The organism is Sulfitobacter sp. OXR-159, assembly GCF_034377145.1.
Lineage (GTDB): Bacteria > Pseudomonadota > Alphaproteobacteria > Rhodobacterales > Rhodobacteraceae > Sulfitobacter.
This window is the reverse complement of the sequence record NZ_CP139707.1, coordinates 1,478,519-1,499,153: the sequence shown is the minus strand read 5'-3', so window position 1 is coordinate 1,499,153 and position 20,635 is coordinate 1,478,519. Positions and strand designations below refer to the sequence as shown.

The 20,635-nt window shown below is 61.9% G+C and carries 17 protein-coding genes; 10 read left to right on the top strand and 7 right to left on the bottom strand.

What is annotated here, in order from left to right:
• Positions 1–63: 63 nt before the first annotated feature.
• Positions 64–2,154 carry an ABC transporter ATP-binding protein gene (locus T8A63_RS07735; RefSeq protein ID WP_322345433.1) on the top strand — a complete coding sequence of 697 codons (2,091 nt, stop codon included), beginning with the start codon at positions 64–66 and terminating at the stop codon, positions 2,152–2,154.
• Positions 2,155–2,249: 95 nt separating this feature from the next.
• On the opposite strand, the gene T8A63_RS07730 is transcribed toward T8A63_RS07735, so the two are convergent.
• Positions 2,250–2,777 (bottom strand): hypothetical protein, encoded by a 528-nt coding sequence (locus T8A63_RS07730; RefSeq protein ID WP_322345432.1) that lies wholly within the window; start codon positions 2,775–2,777, stop codon positions 2,250–2,252.
• Between the two features lie 179 nt (positions 2,778–2,956).
• Positions 2,957–3,502: a lytic transglycosylase domain-containing protein gene (locus tag T8A63_RS07725; RefSeq protein ID WP_067628889.1), complete on the bottom strand. Its 546-nt coding sequence runs from the start codon at positions 3,500–3,502 to the stop codon at positions 2,957–2,959.
• A 281-nt stretch (positions 3,503–3,783) separates the two neighbouring features.
• On the opposite strand from T8A63_RS07725, the gene ssb reads away from it, so the two are divergent.
• Complete coding sequence (gene ssb, locus T8A63_RS07720) at positions 3,784–4,347, top strand: single-stranded DNA-binding protein (RefSeq protein WP_322345431.1); 564 nt, start codon at positions 3,784–3,786, stop codon at positions 4,345–4,347.
• Between the two features lie 294 nt (positions 4,348–4,641).
• Here ssb and aroB read toward each other — a convergent pair whose 3' ends face one another.
• Together aroB and T8A63_RS07710 are read right to left on the bottom strand one after the other, a co-directional pair.
• The gene (aroB, locus tag T8A63_RS07715; protein WP_322345430.1) at positions 4,642–5,757 is read right to left on the bottom strand and encodes a 3-dehydroquinate synthase; all 1,116 of its coding nucleotides are present in this window, start codon (positions 5,755–5,757) and stop codon (positions 4,642–4,644) included.
• A complete protein-coding gene (locus T8A63_RS07710; RefSeq protein ID WP_322345429.1) occupies positions 5,750–6,346 on the bottom strand; it encodes a shikimate kinase in 597 nt (198 codons plus the stop codon). The genes aroB and T8A63_RS07710 overlap by 8 nt, the downstream gene beginning before the upstream one ends.
• 80 nt (positions 6,347–6,426) lie before the next feature.
• Here T8A63_RS07710 and T8A63_RS07705 point away from each other — a divergent pair, with 80 nt between their 5' ends.
• From T8A63_RS07705 to T8A63_RS07695, 3 genes are read left to right on the top strand one after another with little or no spacing between them, the layout of a single operon-like run.
• Entirely contained in the window at positions 6,427–6,576 is a 150-nt protein-coding gene (locus tag T8A63_RS07705) for a hypothetical protein (RefSeq protein ID WP_007120408.1), read from the top strand.
• Between the two features lie 5 nt (positions 6,577–6,581).
• A complete protein-coding gene (locus T8A63_RS07700) occupies positions 6,582–8,234 on the top strand; it encodes a hypothetical protein (protein ID WP_322345428.1) in 1,653 nt (550 codons plus the stop codon).
• Positions 8,231–9,214, top strand: a complete 984-nt coding sequence (locus T8A63_RS07695) for a site-specific tyrosine recombinase XerD (protein WP_120351225.1) — start codon at positions 8,231–8,233, stop codon at positions 9,212–9,214. Before T8A63_RS07700 ends, T8A63_RS07695 begins: the two co-directional genes overlap by 4 nt.
• Here T8A63_RS07695 and T8A63_RS07690 read toward each other — a convergent pair.
• Positions 9,151–9,981, bottom strand: coding sequence for a metallophosphoesterase family protein (locus T8A63_RS07690; protein WP_322345427.1), 831 nt, complete (start codon positions 9,979–9,981; stop codon positions 9,151–9,153). The genes T8A63_RS07695 and T8A63_RS07690 overlap by 64 nt on opposite strands.
• Positions 9,982–10,069: 88 nt before the next feature.
• Here T8A63_RS07690 and T8A63_RS07685 point away from each other — a divergent pair, with 88 nt between their 5' ends.
• Positions 10,070–11,377 carry an HlyC/CorC family transporter gene (locus T8A63_RS07685; RefSeq protein ID WP_322345426.1) on the top strand — a complete coding sequence of 436 codons (1,308 nt, stop codon included), beginning with the start codon at positions 10,070–10,072 and terminating at the stop codon, positions 11,375–11,377.
• Positions 11,378–11,387: 10 nt separating this feature from the next.
• On the opposite strand, the gene T8A63_RS07680 is transcribed toward T8A63_RS07685, so the two are convergent.
• Positions 11,388–12,698, bottom strand: coding sequence for a DUF2254 domain-containing protein (locus T8A63_RS07680; protein ID WP_322345425.1), 1,311 nt, complete (start codon positions 12,696–12,698; stop codon positions 11,388–11,390).
• Positions 12,699–12,839: 141 nt separating this feature from the next.
• Here T8A63_RS07680 and T8A63_RS07675 point away from each other — a divergent pair, with 141 nt between their 5' ends.
• The gene (locus T8A63_RS07675; protein ID WP_067623673.1) at positions 12,840–13,442 is read left to right on the top strand and encodes a nucleotidyltransferase family protein; all 603 of its coding nucleotides are present in this window, start codon (positions 12,840–12,842) and stop codon (positions 13,440–13,442) included.
• 69 nt (positions 13,443–13,511) lie between these two features.
• On the opposite strand, the gene T8A63_RS07670 is transcribed toward T8A63_RS07675, so the two are convergent.
• Positions 13,512–16,424, bottom strand: a complete 2,913-nt coding sequence (locus T8A63_RS07670; RefSeq protein ID WP_322345424.1) for a Hint domain-containing protein — start codon at positions 16,422–16,424, stop codon at positions 13,512–13,514.
• 1,390 nt (positions 16,425–17,814) lie between these two features.
• Here T8A63_RS07670 and T8A63_RS07665 point away from each other — a divergent pair.
• The 3 genes from T8A63_RS07665 (at position 17,815) to T8A63_RS07655 (ending at position 20,632) form a co-directional block, all read left to right on the top strand.
• On the top strand, positions 17,815–18,087 hold the full coding sequence (locus tag T8A63_RS07665) for a DUF1127 domain-containing protein (protein WP_322345423.1): 273 nt from the start codon (positions 17,815–17,817) through the stop codon (positions 18,085–18,087).
• 299 nt (positions 18,088–18,386) lie between these two features.
• Complete coding sequence (locus T8A63_RS07660; protein WP_322345422.1) at positions 18,387–19,355, top strand: ABC transporter substrate-binding protein; 969 nt, start codon at positions 18,387–18,389, stop codon at positions 19,353–19,355.
• Between the two features lie 251 nt (positions 19,356–19,606).
• A complete protein-coding gene (locus T8A63_RS07655; RefSeq protein ID WP_322345421.1) occupies positions 19,607–20,632 on the top strand; it encodes an ABC transporter permease in 1,026 nt (341 codons plus the stop codon).
• Positions 20,633–20,635: the final 3 nt, after the last annotated feature.

Genomic DNA, 20,635 nt, shown 5'->3' with positions numbered 1-20,635 from the left:
GAAACATCCTCCGGGGGGCGCCCCCTCCCGGACCCTTTTGATCCCCCCGACTGGGAGAGACAAATGCCAAAGACTGATTACGACGGCCCCATTCTCGAGATCAACAACCTGTCGATCTCCTTCTTCACCCGCCTGCGGGAGATTCCGGCCGTGATGGATTTCTCTGTCAGCGTCCAACCGGGCGAAGCTGTGGGGCTGGTGGGCGAAAGCGGCTGCGGCAAGTCGACCGTGGCGCTGGGCGTGATGCAAGATCTGGGCCGCAATGGCCGGATCGTCGGCGGCTCCATCAAGTTCAAGGGCCGCGACCTCAGCGAGATGAGCGCCGAAGAACTACGCGACATTCGCGGCAGCGAGATCGCGATGATCTATCAAGAGCCGATGGCCAGCCTCAACCCCGCCATGCGCATCGGCAAACAGTTGATGGAAGTGCCGATGATCCACGCGGGCATGTCCGAGAAAGAAGCCTATGCGCGGGCGCTTCAGGTGGTCACGGATGTGAAACTCCCCGATCCAGAGCGCATCTTGAAAGCCTACCCGCACCAACTCTCTGGCGGGCAGCAGCAGCGCATCGTGATTGCCATGGCGCTGATGTCTGAACCCTCGCTTCTGATCCTTGATGAGCCGACGACCGCGCTTGATGTGACCGTCGAAGCGGCGGTGGTGGATCTGGTGAAGGATTTGGGTAAGAAATACGGCACCTCGATGCTGTTCATTTCTCACAACCTCGGGCTGGTGCTGGAAACCTGCGACCGTATCTGCGTGATGTATTCCGGCGAAGCGGTCGAGAAGGGCTCCATCCACGATGTCTTCGACGAGATGCAGCACCCCTACACGCAGGCGCTCTTCCGTTCGATCCCTCTGCCCGGCGCTGACAAGAACGCGCGCCCTCTTGTGGCCATTCCCGGCAACTTCCCCCTGCCCCATGAACGCCCGCCCGGCTGTAACTTCGGCCCCCGCTGCGATTATTTCATGGCGGGCCGCTGCGATGCCGCGCCGATCCCGATGGAAAGCGTACCCGGCAACGACCGGCACGAAACCCGCTGTATTCGCTTTCAAGAAATCGACTGGCAAGCGCCACTGGAACTGGCCGAGGTCAAGGAAAAGGGCGATGTTGGCGAGGTCGTCCTCAAGATGGACAAGCTCAAGAAATACTATCAGGTCGCGGCAAATGCCATGTTCGGCGGCGGCAATACCAAGGTGGTCAAAGCCAACGAATCCTTGAGTTTCGAGGCCCATGAGAGCGAAACCCTCGCCATTGTCGGGGAATCAGGCTGCGGCAAATCCACCTTCGCCAAGGTCCTCATGGGGCTTGAGACGGCGACCGAGGGGCACATCTACCTTGACGGCAAGGATATTGGCGGGGTGGCGATTGACGACCGCACGACCAAGAATGTCGCCGATGTTCAGATGGTCTTTCAAAACCCCTTCGACACGCTGAACCCTTCCATGACCGTCGGGCGGCAGATCATCCGCGCGTTGGAAATTTTCCGCATCGGCAAGAATGAGAAAGAGCGCAAGCAGCGGATGCTGGAACTGCTCGATCTGGTCAAACTGCCGCGTGAATTTGCCACCCGCATGCCGCGGCAACTTTCCGGCGGGCAAAAACAGCGGGTCGGCATCGCCCGCGCCTTTGCGGGTGACGCGCGGATCGTGGTGGCGGATGAGCCGGTCTCGGCGCTGGATGTTTCGGTACAGGCTGCAGTGACAGACCTGTTGATGGAGATTCAGCGCGAACAGAAGACGACGCTCTTGTTCATCAGCCATGACCTCTCCATCGTGCGCTATCTCAGCGACCGGGTGATGGTGATGTATCTGGGCCATGTGGTCGAATTGGGCGACACCGATCAAGTCTTCTCGCCGCCCTATCACCCCTATACCGAGGCGCTGCTGAGTGCCGTGCCGATTGCCGATACCAAGGTGAAGAAGAAACACATCGTCCTCGAAGGCGACGTGCCCTCGGCCATGAACCCGCCACCGGGCTGCCCTTTCCAAACGCGCTGCCGCTGGAAATCACAGGTGCCGGGAGACCTTTGCGAACGGGAGGTCCCGCCGATGGTCACCATGGCGGACGGGCATCAGATTAAATGCCACCTCTCAGCCCAGCAATTCGCCGAGATGGAGCCGGTGATCGAAGTGGGCACGGCAGCAGAATGAAAAAGGCGCGGCTCCGAAGAGCCGCGCCTACTGCCTCAGGCGGTCTAAGGGGGGAACGGCCTGAGGTAATCGTAATCCGGTTTTAAGGGCCGGATTTAGGGATCAACAGCCGAACCAGCTGTGTTCACATTGGCCAGACCTTCGGCCACAACATCGGCAAAGGTCGACACGAGCGCCACGTAGAATTCAGTCTCAGACGGCGGCACGTTGACATAGCCTTCGGGTGCGATGTCTTCGCCGCTATAGGCCGAGATCTTTACCGGGAAGCTCAGACCAGCGTTGTCACCGGTGGGGCTTGTGATATCAACAACGCCTTCCAACTCGTTAAATTCTTTACTGTCGGCCAACATGGTTGCGCCGTTGAGAGAGATCTTGCGGATATCGATCTTGATCTGCGGATCGGCACCATCGCTGCTCATCGGCACACGCTCTGCCACTTCGGCGCGCAGGTCTTCTTCCAGATCAGGATAGAAGTCCATGGCGTTGCTCTCTGCAGCCGCGCTGACAGAGGATTCAACGTCGATTTTCGAGACCATGATCTTATCTTGGGCAAAAGCAGAGCTGCTCAGCGCAATAACGCTTACACCGGCGGCAAGGGCGATATTTTTCATATTCGTCAGCATCTCGTTCTCCTTTGATCTTTTATCTCTGAGGCGAGAATTTCCCGCTGCAAAGTTTCTGATCAAAGAACCCCAAGATCGCCCCAGCGGTTCCCTAGGGCGCCGGGCCAAGGGGGCATAGGCACGTGAAAATAGGCGGACAAACGCCCACCGCGCCATACAGACCCATAGATATCAATGGCTTAGCTGCCAGTGATCACTCTAACGTAATTCCGCGTTTCTTTATAGGGGGGGACGCCCCCGTATTTCTTAACCGCCCCCGGCCCCGCGTTATAAGCCGCCAGCGCCAGCTCCCAACTTCCGAAAGCGCGGTACTGTATTTTGAGGTAGCGCGCGCCGCCTTCAAGGTTCTGCACCGGATCGGTCGGGTCGACGCGCAGCGCCTGCGCGGTCTGGGGCATCAGTTGAGCCAATCCCATCGCCCCCTTGTGCGACAGCGCCTTGGGGTTCCAGCCGCTTTCCTGCTGAACCAGCCGCAGAAACAGATCAACCGGGATACCATGCCGGGTCGCCGCCGCGCGGGCATGGGTCAGAAAGGCCCCTTTGTAGGAACCGTTGTATTTCGGCGCGTCCCATTTCGTCGGGGTGACAACCTTGGGCGGTTGCAGCCGAACGGAGGCGGAATATTGCTTGGATGCGCGGTTATCGAGGATGCTTTTCTGAGACGAAAACAAACCCGCGCGGTTTTTGCTGGCAAACATATCGGCAGCCGCCGGCGCTGCCCCCATCGCGATCATCCCGGCTGCCGCCAAACCTACCGCGGCCAGACCGGCCAAACGTCCCGTCTTTCGCATCTCTGCCCCCTGCCGTTGCATTGCGCGCAGTATACCCAAAACCGCGCGGCCTACCAGCCCCCGGAAACCGGCCCGCCACGCGGCGGGCCTTGATGGGCGGCGAGGTGGGAAAGCCGGTGTCATCCGGCGGACAACCGCGATATAAACGGCCGAATTGGGCGCGCTCGGATTCGCGCCCGACGCAATGACACAGCAATGACAAACGAGGGGGCAAGATGGCCGGCTCAGTGAACAAAGTGATCCTTATCGGCAACCTCGGGCGCGACCCCGAGGTGCGGTCGTTCCAGAACGGCGGCAAAGTGTGCAACCTGCGCATCGCCACCTCGGAAACATGGAAAGACCGCAACACCGGTGAGCGCCGCGAGAAGACCGAATGGCATTCGGTGGCGATCTTCCAAGAGGGGCTCGTCCGCATCGCCGAGCAGTACCTCAAGAAGGGCTCCAAAGTGTATATCGAAGGCCAGTTGCAGACCCGCAAATGGCAAGACCAATCCGGCGCGGACCGTTATAGCACCGAAGTGGTGCTACAGGGCTTTGGCGGCACGCTGACCATGCTCGACGGTCCCGGTGGCGCCGGGTCCGGCGGCGGCGGTGGTGGTGGCGGCGGCTACGGTGGTGGCGGCGGCTACGGTGGTGGCGGCGGTGGCGGCTACGGTGGTGGCGGCAATGACTACGGCGGCGGCTATGACAGCGGCCCGTCCTCCTCGGGCGGCGGCAGCGGTGGTGGCGGCGGCGGCGGTGGCGGCAGCCGTGATCTCGATGACGAGATCCCGTTCTAAACCCTATGCGATTTCGGGCGGGGCGCCGTTGCGCCCTGCCCACCCTCTGCGACCGCGGCCGTGACAGGTCTTTAACCGCGCCGGATTAGACCTCTCCCCATCGCGATACCCGCCGGGCATTCATCAGTTCGGCAACCGGATCAGAGGCGCTCCACGCGGGCGCCATGTCAAGACGTTCAGACATGCAGGGTGACGCCTGTCTCAAACATCCGACTTGGCGGCGCCGCCCTTTTTATTCGGCACCACAACACCTTAAAGAACAGAGTTCAACCGCCGGGCCCAGCCCGCCGCGGGTCACTGGCGCGCGCTTAGCGCGTCGCGCAGCAGGGCCAGCACATCGGCATTGTCGACCTCGGCCCCCGCAAAGGCTTGGCCGATGCCGCGCGCCAGAACGAAACGCAACCGGCCATCGACGACCTTTTTGTCCTGCCCCATCAGGCGCAGCAACTCTTCGGCCTCTGGCAGGTCGCCGGGAATGTCGCGCAGGTCGGTCTTCATGCCCATCTGCGCCAGATGGGCGCGCAGGCGGCTGGGGTCTTCCTGCGGGCATAGGCCCTGCCGCGCGGAAAGCTCAAAGGCCAGCGCACAGCCAATCGCCACCCCTTCGCCATGCAGCAGACGGTCGGAATAGCCCGTCGCCGCCTCAAGCGCATGGCCGAAAGTATGGCCGAGGTTGAGCAACGCGCGGTCGCCCTGCTCGGTCTCGTCGCGTTCCACGATATCGGCCTTCATCTGGACCGAACGGCGCACCGCCTCGATCCGAGCTTCCATATCGCCTGCCGCTAGGGCTGGCCCCTGCGCCTCTAGCCAATCAAAGAAATCCGCATCGCCCAGCAGCCCGTATTTCACGACCTCGCCATACCCGGCGAGGAAATCGCGGGGCGACATGGTCCCCAGCACTTCGGTATCGGCGAGCACAAGGCTGGGTTGATGGAATGCCCCGATCAGGTTCTTGCCTTGGCTTGCGTTGATCCCGGTCTTGCCACCCACCGAACTGTCGACCTGCGCCAGAAGCGATGTGGGGATCTGCACAAAACGCACCCCGCGCCGCAGCACGGCGGCGGCAAAGCCCACCAGATCGCCGATCACCCCGCCGCCAAAGGCCACGACGATATCGCCGCGCTCCACCTGTTCGTCGAGCAGCCAGTCGACCGAGCGCTGCAGATTGGCCCAGTCCTTGGTCCCCTCTCCGGGCGTGAGTTCCAGCGCCGACATCGCGATGCCCTCGGCGGCCAACCCGTCCCGCAGCGTTTGCAAATGCAACGCGGCCACGCGGCTTTCGGTGATGACGGCCACCCGCTTGCGGCGCAGCAGCGGCGCGATCAGCGCGCCCGCATCGGCCAGCAACCCCGGCCCGATGATTACATCATATTCCCGCCCCGGCAGGGCCACGGATACCGTCTCACGCATCCAATTTCTCCAAAACATCCGGCCTAGTCAGCAGCTTATCGATCACCCGATTGGCCATGGCGTCAATCGACAGGCGCGGATCACAGCGCACCGACAGATCCGCCAGCCGGTAAAGCGGCACCCGGTCGCGGTAGAGCGCGGTCAGCGTGGCCTTGGGATCAGCCGTGCGCAGCAGCGGACGGCTGTCCTTATAGCGCACCCGGTTCCACAGCAGATCAAGGTCCGCATCCAGCCAGAGCGCCACACCGTAAGCCGCGATATTGTCGCGATTTACCTCGGCCAGAAACGCCCCGCCGCCGGTGGACAGGATGCAACGTTCCTCTGCCAGCAGCCGGGCGATGACCTCTGTCTCGCGTTTGCGAAAGAACGGCTCTCCGTCGCGGGTAAAAATTTCGGGCACGCTCAGATTGGCCGCCGCCTCAATCTCGGCATCGCTGTCCAGAAAGGGCGCGCCCAGCTTGGCCGAGACCGCACGCCCCACCGCCGTTTTGCCTGCCCCCATCATGCCAACCAGCGCCACCGTCTTGTTCAGATGGTAACGGGGCGGCATTTCATCGCCATCGGTTATGCTGTGCTTAATTCCGCTCATTTTTCTCTGAATGACGTGATCTTGCCGGAAAGGCCATATATAGTTTGGCAAAATAGCAGATTTCCGGGCAGGCATTAATCATGGGTAAACTTTTTAAGCTTTTGATATTTCTATTGATTGTCGGCTTCATCGGGCTGGTGGGCTATGCCTACGTCGGGCCCTTCTTTGGCGTGGACTTTTCGCCCGAACAGATTGAGACACGCCAGCCCGTCACGCTGACAGCGGATTGAGCGGGGTGGCAAACGCGCTGTCAAAACGCGGTTTGGCCCTTTGCGCTGCGTTGATCTGCTCGGTCAGTGCCAGCGCCCTGCTGGCCGAATCCGACGAAGACCGCAATCTGGGCCGCGATTCGCGCAAAACCTCAGCGGCCCGGGAACAGGAAAAGCCCCCCGCCGCCAATGACCAACCGCTTTCCGTGATCGACTGGCTCGGGGCGCAATCGCCGCCTGAAAACCGCCCCAAACGCCCGCCCAATCCGGGCCGGGTAGCGGAACCGCCTGTCGCCAACAACGCTTTGCCCCCCGCGGTGCAGGTCACCCCACTGGGCGATGGCGCGCCGCGCCGCATCGGGCTGGTGCCCGGTTCGGTCACCGGGCTGCGTGGGGACATCTGGATGGGCAGCGATACCACTGCCCTGATCGAGCGTATTCGCAACCTGCCCGACCTGCATTTGCCCGCCGCGCAGGCCCTGCTTTATACCGTGCTTCTGGCCGAGGCGCAGGCCCCGCAGGGCGAGGCGCGCAATGGCGATCTATTGGCGCTGGCACGGGGCGAAAAACTCATGGAGCTGGGCGCGCTCGATCCGGCGCTGTCACTGATCGAACAGGCCGGGGTGACCACCTCGACCGCGCATTTCGACCTGTGGATGCAGCTTTCCCTGCTCACCGGGACCGAACACCGCGTCTGCGAGCGGCTGATGAAATCTCCGCATCTGACCCGCGACTATGGCACACGGATTTTCTGCAACGCCCGCGCGGGCAATTGGGAAAACGCGGCTCTGACCTTTGGCTCGGCGCAGGCGCTTGGCCTGTTGCCAGAGGCGCAGCTTGAACTCTTTGACCGTTTCCTGAACCCGGATTTCTACGAAGGGGCCGAACCGCTGCGCGTGCCACGCCAGATGGACCCGATGACCTTTCGCCTGTTTGAAACCATTGGTGAGCCGCTGCCCTCCAACATCCTGCCGCGCCCCTATGCGGTGGCCGATCTGCGCGACATCGCCGGATGGAAAGCCCAGCTTGAGGCCGCCGAGCGTCTGACCCGCGCGGGCGCCCTGCCCGACAACCTGCTGCTGGGGCTGTACACAGACCGCCAGCCCGCTGCATCGGGGGGCGTCTGGGACCGTGTCGCGGCGCTGCAACGCTTTGAGACAGCCCTGCGCACCAGCAGCGCAGAGGCGGTGGCCAAGACCCTGCCGCCTGCATGGGAAGCGATGCGCGAGGCCTCTCTCGAAGTGGCCTTTGCCACGCTCTTTGCCGAACCCCTCTCGACCATGCCGCTTGCGGGCCATGCCGCGCGTCTGGCGCGGGATGTGGCGCTGCTGTCGCCCAATTACGAGGCCGCCTCGGCGCGGGTGATCGGCAAGTCCCCCGAAGACGAATTGCTGCGCGCCGTAGCGGTTGGCGATGCCCCCGAAGGCCCCGCCCCGGATGCGCCTTTGGCCGCTGCTGTTCACGATGCTTTCGCCAATCCCACCCCGCGCGCCGACCTGATGGCGCTGGCGCGGGACAAGGAATTGGGTATGGCAATTTTTCGCCTATTGTCGCTCTTGCATGACGGGGCGAGTGGTGACACATCGGCGCTCCGCGACGCCCTAGCCACCCTGCGCGCCCTCGGGTTGGAAGACACCGCCCGACGTGCCGCCCTGCAGATTGTATTGCTCCAGCAATGATGATGTCCCAGACCCCGACCTTCCATTGGATCTCCAGCTTTCTGGAGGCCGCCGCCGCCGAACAGGGTGCTGCCACCAATACGCAGCTGGCCTATGGCCGCGACCTCAAGGATTTCGATTCCTTTCTGGCGCAGCGCAATCACGATTTCCTCACCGCCAGCCGCGGCGAGGTTGAGGATTACCTTGTCTATTGCGATGCCCAAGGGCTGGCCAAATCCACCCGCGCGCGGCGGCTTTCGGCGATCAAACAGCTCTACCGCTTTGCCTTTGAGGAAGGGCTGCGCGAAGACAATCCAGCGGTGCAAATCGCCGGACCGGGGCAAGACAAACGTCTGCCCAAGATCCTCTCCGAAGAAGAGGTCGACCGGCTTCTGGATGCCGCGCGCAACTCTGGCCGGGCGCTGGCAGACCAGCTGCGCAACACCTGCCTGATGGAACTGCTCTATGCCACTGGCATGCGGGTCAGCGAATTGGTCAGCCTGCCGGTCAGCGCCGCGCGCGGCGATCCGCGCCTGCTGCTGATTTCGGGCAAGGGGGGCCGCGAGCGGCTGGTGCCCCTGTCAGAGCCTGCGCGTGATGCGCTGGCCGCATGGCTGGTGGTGCGCGACAAGGCGGATGAAGCGGCCCAAGCCAAGGGCAAACCGCCCGCACGGCATCTCTTCCCGTCGCGCGGGGCAACGGGCCACCTGACGCGGCATCGGTTCTATCTGCTGATCAAGGAATTTGCCGTGACCGGGGGCGTGCCCCCTGAAAAGGTGACGCCGCACACCCTGCGCCATGCCTTTGCCACGCATCTGCTGGCCAATGGCGCGGACCTGCGCGCGATCCAGACCATGCTGGGCCACGCCGATGTCGCCACGACCGAGATCTACACCCATGTGCTAGAAGAGCGCCTGTCGGACCTCGTGCTAGAGCGTCACCCTCTGGCCAAGGACGGCACGCGCAACCCCGGTGGCAGCACGTCTTCCGACGGCCAGTAACCGCTTTGCAGCGCGTCAGCATAGGCGCGCGGCAGACCGGCCTTTGTCATGTCGGCCACGGCCCCTGCCATATCATAGCTAAGCCGGTGAAACCGCACTTCGCCCCCGTCCAACACGGCCACCCGCGTTTGCTGGCCACCGTCGTGGGGCGGCATGCCGATCACCCCTGCATTGATCCAGCGCCCACGCGCCGTCTTGCGGATAAAGGGCAGACCGGAATGCCCGGCGATGATGTGATCGACGGGGCCTGTGACCTCTTCCAAGGCCTGCCACTCCTCCTCGAACACCGCCTCTGCACTCTCTGACCAGATGAACCGCGCCACATCGCACACCCCGCCGTGGATCACCCCGTAGCGCTGCCCCTGATGCTGAAACACGGCCACATCCGGCAGTGACCCCATCCACGTCTTCGCCTCCGCATCCAACGCCCGCGCGGCATGGGCGTACCACGCGCCCGAAAGCATGTCGCAACTGCTGCCCGGCGCGAAGCCGCAGCCGCAATCCTCGGCCCCGCTGGCCAGTTGCAACTCACAATTCCCGGCCACCACGGCAGAGCCAAGCGCCCGGATCGCCGCCACGCTTTCGCTTGGTGCCCCGCAGTAGGCGACGATATCCCCGGTGCAGATCATCTGATCCCCGCCGACGCCGTGCGCGGCGGCAAAATCCGCCAGCGCCTCTACCGCCTGAAGGTTGGAATAAGGCCCACCGAACAACAGCAGCGGCCCGTCCAGAACCCCAAGCTCTGCACAGTTGATTTTCGCCTGCATCACACCACCCTCACCCGTTGCGACCCTTGAATGACGCAGCCCCTGCGCCCATAACATTCGCAACACATAATGGATGGATTTAGACCTCATGGAAACGGGCCCCGCCCTTTTTGACACCGCATTCTGGGTCAGTACCGGAATTATCCTGTTTCTCCTCGTCCTGTCGGGCTTCTTTTCGGGGTCCGAGACCGCATTGACCGCCGCCTCGCGCGGGAAGCTGCGCGCGCAGGCCGACAAAGGGGCAAGCGGGGCGATACGGGCGCTCAAAATCACCGAGGATAACGAGCGGCTGATCGGCTCGGTCCTTCTGGGCAACAACTTGGTCAACATCCTTGCCGCTTCCATGGCGACGGCGCTATTCACCCGGCTTTTCGGCGAAAGCGGCGTGGCGCTGGCGACGCTGGTGATGACACTTCTGGTGCTTGTCTTCTCAGAAGTGCTGCCCAAGACCTATGCCATCACCAATGCCGAAACGGCGGCGGCGCTGGTCTCGCGCCCGATCAGCATCGTGGTGCTTGTCTTCTCGCCGGTGGTGACGGCAGTGCGCTATTTCGTGCGCGGGGTGCTGCGGCTTTTCGGCGTTCAGATCGACCCGGACAGCAACATTCTGGCCGTCCGAGAAGAGATCGCCGGGGCCTTGCAACTGGGCCATTCCGAAGGCGTGGTCGAAAAGGAAGACCGTGACCGTATCTTGGGCGCGCTCGACCTGCGCGAACGCGCGGTGGAAGAGGTCATGCTGCACCGTTCGGGGATCGAGATGATCGATGCGGCATCCGACCCGACCGACATCATGGAAAAATGCCTGCAATCCAACCACACCCGCCTGCCCGTCTTCCGCGATGATCCGGAGAACATCATCGGCGTGATCCATGCCAAGGACCTGCTGCGCGCCATGTACAAGCTGATCGGCGGCCCCAACGGCAATGCGGCGGCGCTCAAGGGGTTCAACGTGGCCGATGTGGTGATGAAACCCTATTTCGTGCCCGAAACCTCCACCCTCGATGAGCAGATGCGCCAGTTCCTGCGCCGCCGCACGCATTTTGCGCTGGTGGTGGATGAATATGGCTCCCTGCAAGGGCTGATCACGCTCGAAGACATCCTCGAAGAGATCGTGGGCGAGATTACAGACGAATTCGACCCCGACGCAGATCACCCGCTCAAACAGTCCGAGGATGGGCATCTGATGGTCGAAGGGGCCATGACGATCCGCGATCTTAACCGCGCCACCGACTGGTCCCTGCCCGATGACGAGGCCAATACCGTGGCCGGGCTGGTGATCCACGAAGCGCAGATGATCCCCACCGTGGGGCAAGTGTTCTCTTTCCACAACTTCCGGTTCGAAGTGATGGAGCGGGACGGCAACCGCATCACGCAGTTGAAAATCCGCCCCCTCTGACCTCCTCCGCTTAGTCCGGTGTCTCCACCGCCGCGCGCACCTCTTTGCATGCGGCGGACCAAATACGCGCCCGGTCAGGGCCAAAGGGCACCTCTTCGAAAGCGCGGCGCAGATGGTTCTCTGCCGCGTCCCGGGCCGAGGCGGCAAGACCGGGGTCAGGGTGCTGCATCAGCCCGGCCAGCACCTCTTGCAGGGCCATCTGCACCTCGACGACCGAGGCCCCATCACGGGCCAGCGCGCCAAAGCCATCTTCGATCAGCGCATCCGACGGGATCGGCGCGATATGCAGGTTGGGCAAGTTGATCTTGCCGCTCGGCTTCGCCTCGTCCGAATAATAAGACAGGATGCGTCCGATGCGGGTGATGACATCAATCGCCGTGCCACCGTCGTTGATCCCCGGCGACAGCGCTTTGGAGGCAACCTCTCCCAGCACCCGCAGGCCGAAGCGCGGGTCTTGGTCAAAGGTGCGCAGATCGCCCAGTTGCACGGTGTCGAAAACCTTTTGCTCAAGGCTGTCCCAATCGTGCTCTGCGTCCTGTGGGCTGCCCCGCTGGGTCACCATGACCAAAGGCTCTCCGACAAAGACGAAATCGCCGATGCGCCGGGTAAGATAGATCGCCACCCCATGATCGCGCGCCTGCTGGTCCAGCGCCTCGGGGTAAATATGTTTGATATAGCCGCTTTCAGGAGCAAAGATCGGGCGGGCGTTTTCCGGCGCGGGGCCGGTCAAAGGGTGACCGCCCATGCAGGGCGTCTTTAGCCGCTCCTTGAACAGCGATGTGGTTACGGCTTCGATCTGGCGCGTGGTGTCGATCAGGCTGCCGAAACTTTGCAGGTGAAGCACCCAGCGGATCAGAAAGATCACGATGATCGCCAGCACCATCACTGTCGTCAAGAACAGAACGAAAGAGCGTTCGTCGACATAGATGCCCAACTCGCGCATGATGATGGCCACCAATGCATAGACATAGGCCCCGATGAAAACGGCAAGGGTGTTCTGCGTGGTCCGGTCCTGAATAATCAGCCGATGCGCCCGCGGCGTGAACTGGGCCGAGGTAGAGCGGTAAACCGTGACCATGATGGTGATCGAAAAGATCGTAACCGCAAGCATCGCATCCGCGATGATCTGCAAAAGCCGATCCGCCGCCTCGCCCGTCAAACGTGTGGCGACCTCCTTGGGCACCAAGGGCTCGAACAGCTGCGTCATCCCGAGGGCGACAAAGGCCAACAGCCCCATGACGACCACCCGCACCCAAAGTTTACGAGAATATTCGCGGGCTTTGCGAAACAGTGTATGCGGGATCAGGTCTTTGATGTTCATGGGGCAAGGGTAGCACGAAAAAGCGCCCTGCCAACGGTGGTTTAGCAGGAATTTGTAACCTTTGGCGGCGCTGATATCTGGCCCGTGGCAAGGTGCAAGAAAGCCCTTATCCCCGCGCGCTGCGCCCGGTAGTCTGGCGCCATGACAAAAGCCTCTCTGCCTGTGATCCTCCTCGCTGCCGGAGCCTCTTCCCGGATGCGAGGGCGCGACAAATTGATGGAAGACGTGGACGGCCAGCCCCTGTTGCGCCGTCAGACGCGGTTGGCGCAAAGCGTCGGCCCCGTGATGGTCGCCCTGCCGCCCGCGCCGCATCCGCGCTACACGGCCCTGACCGGGCTGGATATCACGCCGCTTCCCATTCCCGATGCGGCCGAGGGCATGGGCGCCAGCCTGCGCCGCGCCTTTACGGACCTGCCCCCGGACACGGCGGCGGCCATGGTGATGTTGGCCGACATGCCCGACCTTGAGCCCAGCGATCTGGCCTGCCTTGCGGCCTCGGTTGATCTAAGCAGTGAGACGTTGGTCTGGCGCGCCACGACAGAGGATGGCAGGCCGGGGCATCCGATCATCTTTGCCGCCGCGCTGTTTGACCAACTCAAGCGCCTCAGCGGCGATGATGGGGGCCGCGCGGTGGTGCACGGCGCAGGCGCGCGGGTGCAGATGGTGCCCCTGCCCGGTCAACGCGCGCGGCTTGACCTCGACACGCCCGAAGATTGGGCCGCGTGGCGAAAGCCGCAGGAATAATCCCACAAAAGAAAACGGGGCGGTCACCCGCCCCGTTTCCAAGTTGCATCGCGCCCCGCCCTTGCGGGATTATTTCACCAGCAAGCTGGCCTCGTGCTTTTTCAGCGACCGGCGGGCGGCGGTGTAGCCTTCGATGCCGTCCTGTGTCGCAAGCTCGGGGAAGAGTTCGAGGATTTCGTTGCGTTGTTCTTCGCCGATACCGGCCAGCGACATGTCACCAGGCTGGAAGCTCTCGGTCCATGTGCCATCCGACAAGATCACCTCATGGCGGTCGAACATCACGTGGATGTAAGTGGTGCCAGAGACCTCGACCACGTCGATGCCCTCCATGCCGGTCAGGTGTTTCGCCGCAACCAGCACTTCACGCTCTTCGAAGTAGAGCGCCGTTTTCTCGTTGGCGACCAACACGCGGTGGTTGGGGCTGACCATCATGTCACGCTCGGGCAGTGCATTGCCAAGCGCGCCCTTACGGATCAGCACCGGCTTGAGATGGGCGGCCTTTTCGAACTCGGCCCCCGTCATCTCACGCGCACCGACCCAGCGGATCGTCTGAATGCCGTTGTCGCGGGTGATGACCCGGTCACCGACCTCAAGCGCCTCGACGAGAACCTCGCCGCGCGGCGTGGCGATCTTGGTGCCCGGTGTGAAACAGGGGATGACATTTTCGATCTCGACAAAGTTCAAACGCCCGGCATCGCTGCCGTCTTCGTTGAAGTAGTCGACGAAACCGTCTTCGCGGTCGTCCGATGTATAGGTGATCTCGAAGCGACCACCCTCAGGGGCCGAGCCGCGCAGATCGAGCGTGTCAAAGTCCATGCCAGCGCTGCCACCGTCGACATCATCGCCTGCGTTTACGTTGACGAAGCTGTCCTGATCGGCACCGCCGGTCATCACGTCGACCCCCGCACCACCGTCAAGCAGATCGTCGCCCTGACCACCCTGCAGCGTGTCATCGCCGTCGTCGCCGATCAGCGTGTCGTTCTCGCCGCCACCGTCGAGCACATCGTCGCCCGCGCCGCCGACCAGCAGGTCATCGTCACGGTTGCCGCGTAGCGTGTCATCGCCGGTGCCGCCGTCAAGCTCATCATTGCCCTGACCACCCGAGATACTGTCGGCGCCTTGACCGCCAAGCAGCGTGTCATTGCCGGTGTTGCCTTCGATGATGTCATCGTCGATCTGACCGTCGATATAGTCATCGCCAGAACCGCCGCGCAGCATGTCGGCGTCATCGGCGCCATAGATCACGTCATTGCCCGAACCACCGTCGACCGTATCCCTCCCGTTGTCCGTAACACGGTCGGGGGTGAAGGGGTTGGACGCATCATCTTCGTCGGGGATGTCGAGCACATCAAGGCCGAGGTCGGGATCATTGCCGGCAAAGATCGTGTCATTGCCAGCGCCACCAAGGATGCTGTCGTTGCCCTCGCCGCCGACGATACGGTCATCGCCGTCGCCGCCATCAACCCAATCGTCGTCGATGCCCGCGTCGATCACATCATCGCCCGTGCCGCCGGTGATGGTGTCACGGTCGTCGCCGGTCGAGATGGTGTCATTGCCCGCGCCGCCATCGACGGAGTCGCGGTCGTTCTCGGGATCGGCATCGGGGTCAAAGCTCAAGCTGTCGCTGTCGCTTTCCGGGTAGCCCAAATCAGGCGCGATATCGTCGTTGCCGGTGGTGATCATGTCGTCACCGTCACCGCCGTCGACCACGTCAGAGCCCGCACCGGCTTCGACGATGTCATCGCCGTCGCCTGCCAGAATGGTGTCGTCACCGTCGCCTGCGCGGACATAGTCGTCATCGCCTTCGGCACCGGGCAGGATCGCGTCGTCGTTGTCGATCATGTCGCCATCGGGGTCGCCGGTATAGGCGGTGTCGATCAGATCGTCGCCAGCGGTGCCGTCAACATAACCGTCGCGGGTCGGATCGCCGTCACCCACGGTCACAGTCACGGAGCCTTCGTCGGTCAGACCGTCGGGGTCGGACACGGTGTAGGTGATCGTCGCGTCGCCGGTGAAACCGTCATCGGCAACAAAAGTGATGGTGCCATCGTCGTTGATTGTCACGGTGCCATCGTCGCTGGACGCATCTGCAACGCTCAAAGTGTCGCCGTCCACGTCGGTGTCGTTGTCCAAGACTGGGATTACGACCGCTTCGGTGCCGGTGGTGCTGGCCGTGTCGTCATTGGCCTCGGGGGCGTCGTTCACCGGGTTTACGGTGACATTGACGGTGCCGGTGTCGGTGCCGCCGTTGCCGTCATCCACGGTGTAGGTGATGGTTGTTTCGCCGTTGAAATCCGCGTTTGGCGTCAGAGTGAGCGTGCCATCGTCGTTGATGATCACATCCCCGACGGGGCAGCTTGCCATGGTGATGGTCAGCGTGTCGCCATCGCTGTCGCTGTCATTGCCCAGCACGTCGACGGTGCCGGAGGTGTCTTCGTCGATCTCAAGCACATCGTCTTCGGCCACGGGCGCGTCATTGCCGCCGCCTGCTGGCTTGTCGTCGTCGAAGATCACGTTGTCGATCGCGCCGGAGCCTTCGAAACGCACTTCGAAGCGCGACACGCCGTCTATGTTGAACTGAACGAACCGTTCGCCGCCGTCGCCGGTGGGCTGAACGTAGTGGTTCTGGATCACGTCGCCATTGTCATCGTAAAAGATGACACGGGTGCCCTCGCCGCTGGTCTCTTCGATGTCTTTGAAGGTGACGCCCTTCATGCGTACCATGTCATCGAAATCAAAGAACAGGCTGCCGCCGCCGGCGTTGTCGTCCGGGTCGCTCTGGTCGCCGTCTTCGGAGACGATCAGCAGACCTTCAAGCGTGTCGGAGGCCAGATCGTTGTCGCCACCCGTGGGGTTGGCGCTGTCAAAGATCATCGCATCGCCAGAGCCGCCGCTGGCCGAAACCGTAACGCCCAGGTCCGCATATTCGTCGTCAATGATGGTGCCTGCGCTGAACGCATTGAAATCAAGTGTTCTAATCATTGTGAATTCTCCTGAGCGGTGTTGCACGCGGCGCGCAACGCGGCCGTCTTGGAAGTGGATTCTGTTTCAATCTGATGAATGGAGCGCCGAACGGCAGAGCGGTCGAACCGGACATTTCTTGCCCCGCAGAAGGCCAATGGCAGGGCCTGTCGCTTGTCTATCATATCGTCTCTCCCTCCGTTCACACGCGCCCCGCTGGTTGAAATCCAGATCGGGCGACACGCATCCTTGCGCCAACGAAGGGGACGAGCCTGAACAAGGCCCACACCCGAGAAGAACCCCTCCCCGGTATGTTGTGTTTACGGTCGCAAATTTTGCGGCGTACCCACATTTCCCGCATCCTTGATGCGCTTAATGCGGCCGCCCCCGTGACCTACAGACTTCTATGCCCCCCAGTTGGGCATCTATAGGAATAGCCCTCCTATACGAATGGACAAAGAGAAAAATGTTTGAAAATTGCCGGAACCAAATGAAGTTTTGCCGCAATTCAGGTGGTTTAGCCGATCTCACGGCGGCGATTGTTTCCCCAGCATTCCTCGGCAAAATCGCGTTTCGCCATAGGATTAAGGAAAATTAACGCCAAAACGCGACCGCGCCCTTTCACCCCCGGTCAAGACTGTTTCGCGGTGAGAGACAATGGCGCCGCAAATGCGCCGCATCTGTGCCGCCTTGTTTTCGTCATTCTTTTTGATTGCTTGTTCACAAGCTGGAACCAATGGCCCGAAAACCTGCGGAACTGGTGACAAAGCCACAGGTAGAGCGCCTTATTCCCGCCGAATCAATCGCGCACCTGGAGGGGGCGTCAGGGGCTCATGCAAGGCATTTCGCCGGAAACACATCGGAACCGCAACCGGCGCGGCGAGGTGGGCCTACAAGAAGCGGCCTATCGCCTCTTTGCGGCAGACTTAATCGCGCAAAGGCGGCTGCTGGTCTCGAACGTATACCTCACTAGCCGCTTACCTCCCCCCGAACATCCGCGCCAAAATGCGCCAAATCCGACGCTCAAAACGACATTTCAAAGCCCACAAACGACACCGCGCCGACAAGGCGCAAACCCCAGCCATAGTGCACTCTGCGCCCCGCTCCTGCGGCAGGGTGTCGCACCCCCATTTCACCCTATTGCAATGGCCGCTCGGGTAGACCAAATGCGCCGCATGTTGATGTATGCCGTTCATAAGAGGCGCCCGCGCAAACCGGGCACGCTGCTGAACCGCCGGTAACCCCGGTCGGACAGGCCGATCCGCCTGTTCGGACCATCGGGGTTCCAACTGACTTTCCGGATCACACTCGGGATGAGACCCACACAACCGACCCGGCCCGGCCTTTTGGCACTGACCGTCCTCTTTTGCGGTTCCTTCCTCTCACGACCTTTTTTGATATGGAGCATGCCATGCATTTCCGCCTGCTGAAGAACACCAACCAGATCGCCGGGATGCCCGGAACCGCCTTTAACGGCACCATCGGTCAAGTCGCCAACGCCGAGGGTCTGGCCCTTGTCGCCATGCTGCGGCGTGCCCTGCGCGACACCGCGCGCCGTTGGGAGCGCAACCGCACGCTGTCGACGCTGAACGCGATGGATGACCGTCTGCTGCAGGATATTGGCCTAAACCGCAAAGACATCCCCCAGCATATCCGCGGCATGGAAAGTTTTTCCCGCCGCTGAACAGCCCCACTTGCGCCCCGCTTGAACGGTCGCGGCGGGCCTTAATTATATGGCGTCCTGCAGGGGGGCGCCGATCATAACCACACCGCGCCAGACCCGGCGCGGTGCCCGAACTTGCGTCATCCTCCCGGCAATCGTGTTGCACAGGGACGCGCGATTTGTTTTCTTATCTCCAGCAAACCCGGCCATCGAAAGCTGCCGCGCCCTATCGCGCGACCGGCTTTTTCTTGATGCAAAGGGACAAAGATCAGCGGTGCGCGGCTGCGTGTCACTGCGGATACAATAGAGGAGATATCACTATGAAACGCTATTTGCTTGGCACGGCCTTTGCCGTTGCAACCCCGATGGCCGCCGCCGCTCAGGACTGCGGCGAAGTCTCGATCGCGGAAATGAACTGGGCGTCGGCACAGATCGTCACCGCCGTGACCGAATTCCTGCTGGTTCAGGGCTATTCCTGCGATGTGACCGTGGTTCCGTCGGACACCACGCCCGCCGTGACATCGCTGTCGGAAAACAACGAGCCGGACATCGTGCCCGAACTGTGGCCGAACTCCGCCGGTGACGCTTACAAAAAGCTGAAAGCGGACGGCAAGATCGTTGAGCTGACTTCCGTGCTTGATCCCGGTGGTGTCGAAGGCTGGTGGGTGCCGACCTATCTTGTGGATGAGCATCCCGAGCTTGCCACCATCGAAGGCATCTTGGAAAACCCCGAACTGGTCGGCGGCATGTTCAACAACTGTCCCGATGGCTGGGGCTGCCGCATCGTGAGCGACAACCTCGCCCGCGCCTATGACCTCGAAGGCAATGGCATCGAAGTTTTTGACCACGGCTCGGGTGAGACGATGGTGACCTCGATGGCGTCGGCCTATGAAAGCAAAGAGCCATGGTTCGGCTACTATTGGGCCCCAACCACGCCGCTGGGCAAATACGACATGACCAGCGTCGATCTGGGCGAATTTGACGAGGCCGCGCACAGCGCCAACCAGAACGCCGACAACCCAGAGCCCAAGCCTTCGGCCTTCCCGACGGCACCGGTTCTGACCGTGATGACCAAGGATTTCCACGACAACAATCCTGAAATCGCGGAATTCATCGGCAACGTCTCCTTCAAGACCGAAGAGATGAGCAAGCTGCTGGCATGGCAGGGCGAAAGCAACGCTTCGAATGAAGAAGCGGCTGTTTACTACCTGCAGAACAACAAGGACGTCTGGGCCGAATGGCTGAGCGACGACGCCCGTGGCAACCTGTCGAAGCTGCTTGACCAGTAAGACAGACTGACAAAACGGCGGGCGGGGAACTCATCTGGGTTTCCCGCCCGTTTGTTTCAGGATCGGCGGCAAGACTTACGTCTTTTCACACCGACTGCGCCGCGGCCCCCGGCCTATTGCGCAGTTTCTTTGCAAGGACATAGGTTTGATTTGCCGCCTTTGCGTGGGGCAGCCGACACCGCGCAAACCGCGCGGCGCACCGGCCCCCTCCCCAAAAATAGACGGTCTGATGCAGACCGGGAAAGCGACAGATGGCGACTTACGATAACTTCTTTGACCAGCTCGGCCTGCGCGGCTGGTGCGGCGATGACCAAGGCGGTGGGCTTAGCTCCATGGCCGATCTCATGGGGCAAGCGGGCGGTGATACCGACACGACGCTCTGGGACACGCCCTTCCCTTCGCTGGATGCGCTGCACGACAGTTGCGACGCCATCCCGCAGTCGCGCGACCTGACCCAAGGGCTGGAGCAAGGCTTCCTCGCCATCAAGGACAATCTTAAAGTTGTTGTCGACCCATTGACCCAACCGCTAAGCTGGGCGCTGGAAAATGCGCTGTGGATCATGCAGGCAGTGCCGTGGTTCGTGATGATCCCGCTTTTGATGGCGATCACCTTTGCCGTGGGCCGTTCGCTCAAGCTGGTGGGTCTGGTGGCGCTGGTCTTTGGCTTCCTCGCCTTTATCGACTTTTACGAACACACCATGCAGACGTTGGCGATCATCTTTGTCTGCGCCTTTATATGTGTGCTTTTGGGCGTGCCCATCGGCATCGCCATGTCGCGCAGTGACCGGGTGCAGCGCACGATGATCCCGATCTTAGATATGCTGCAAACCCTGCCGCCCTTCGTCTACCTGATCCCGCTGATCTTCCTGTTCTCGGTGACTGAGCCCAAGCTCTACGGCATCGCGATCATCCTTTACGCCATCGTGCCGGTGGTGCGTCTGACCGACCTTGGCATCCGTCTGGTCGACAAAGACGTGATTGAGGCCGCCGACGCCTTTGGCATGACCAACCGTCAAAAGCTTTACAAGGTGCAGATCCCGCTGGCGCTGCCCAACATCATGGCCGGTGTGAACCAGACCATCATGATGAGCCTTGCCATGGTCGTTATCGCCTCGCTGGTTTCGGCCCCCGGTCTGGGCGTGCTGGTGCTGCGCGGCATTCGGAGCCTTGAATTGGGCGTGGGCCTCCTGTCGGGTCTGGGGATCGTGCTGCTTGCGATCATCCTCGACCGGGTCACCAAAGCCGCGCTTGCGCGGATCAACGCGGCGCAGAAGTGAGGC

Excerpts from the sequence above, each read along its gene's own strand:
- T8A63_RS07735 (WP_322345433.1), top strand. The coding sequence starts at position 64 with ATGCCAAAGACTGATTACGACGGCCCCATTCTCGAGATCAACAACCTG.
- T8A63_RS07730 (WP_322345432.1), bottom strand. The coding sequence starts at position 2,777 with ATGCTGACGAATATGAAAAATATCGCCCTTGCCGCCGGTGTAAGCGTT.
- T8A63_RS07725 (WP_067628889.1), bottom strand. The coding sequence starts at position 3,502 with ATGGGGGCAGCGCCGGCGGCTGCCGATATGTTTGCCAGCAAAAACCGC.
- ssb (WP_322345431.1), top strand. The coding sequence starts at position 3,784 with ATGGCCGGCTCAGTGAACAAAGTGATCCTTATCGGCAACCTCGGGCGC.
- aroB (WP_322345430.1), bottom strand. The coding sequence starts at position 5,757 with ATGCGTGAGACGGTATCCGTGGCCCTGCCGGGGCGGGAATATGATGTA.
- T8A63_RS07710 (WP_322345429.1), bottom strand. The coding sequence starts at position 6,346 with ATGAGCGGAATTAAGCACAGCATAACCGATGGCGATGAAATGCCGCCC.
- T8A63_RS07705 (WP_007120408.1), top strand. The coding sequence starts at position 6,427 with ATGGGTAAACTTTTTAAGCTTTTGATATTTCTATTGATTGTCGGCTTC.
- T8A63_RS07695 (WP_120351225.1), top strand. The coding sequence starts at position 8,231 with ATGATGATGTCCCAGACCCCGACCTTCCATTGGATCTCCAGCTTTCTG.
- T8A63_RS07690 (WP_322345427.1), bottom strand. The coding sequence starts at position 9,981 with ATGCAGGCGAAAATCAACTGTGCAGAGCTTGGGGTTCTGGACGGGCCG.
- T8A63_RS07685 (WP_322345426.1), top strand. The coding sequence starts at position 10,070 with ATGGAAACGGGCCCCGCCCTTTTTGACACCGCATTCTGGGTCAGTACC.
- T8A63_RS07680 (WP_322345425.1), bottom strand. The coding sequence starts at position 12,698 with ATGAACATCAAAGACCTGATCCCGCATACACTGTTTCGCAAAGCCCGC.
- T8A63_RS07675 (WP_067623673.1), top strand. The coding sequence starts at position 12,840 with ATGACAAAAGCCTCTCTGCCTGTGATCCTCCTCGCTGCCGGAGCCTCT.
- T8A63_RS07670 (WP_322345424.1), bottom strand. The coding sequence starts at position 16,424 with ATGATTAGAACACTTGATTTCAATGCGTTCAGCGCAGGCACCATCATT.
- T8A63_RS07665 (WP_322345423.1), top strand. The coding sequence starts at position 17,815 with ATGCATTTCCGCCTGCTGAAGAACACCAACCAGATCGCCGGGATGCCC.
- T8A63_RS07660 (WP_322345422.1), top strand. The coding sequence starts at position 18,387 with ATGAAACGCTATTTGCTTGGCACGGCCTTTGCCGTTGCAACCCCGATG.
- T8A63_RS07655 (WP_322345421.1), top strand. The coding sequence starts at position 19,607 with ATGGCGACTTACGATAACTTCTTTGACCAGCTCGGCCTGCGCGGCTGG.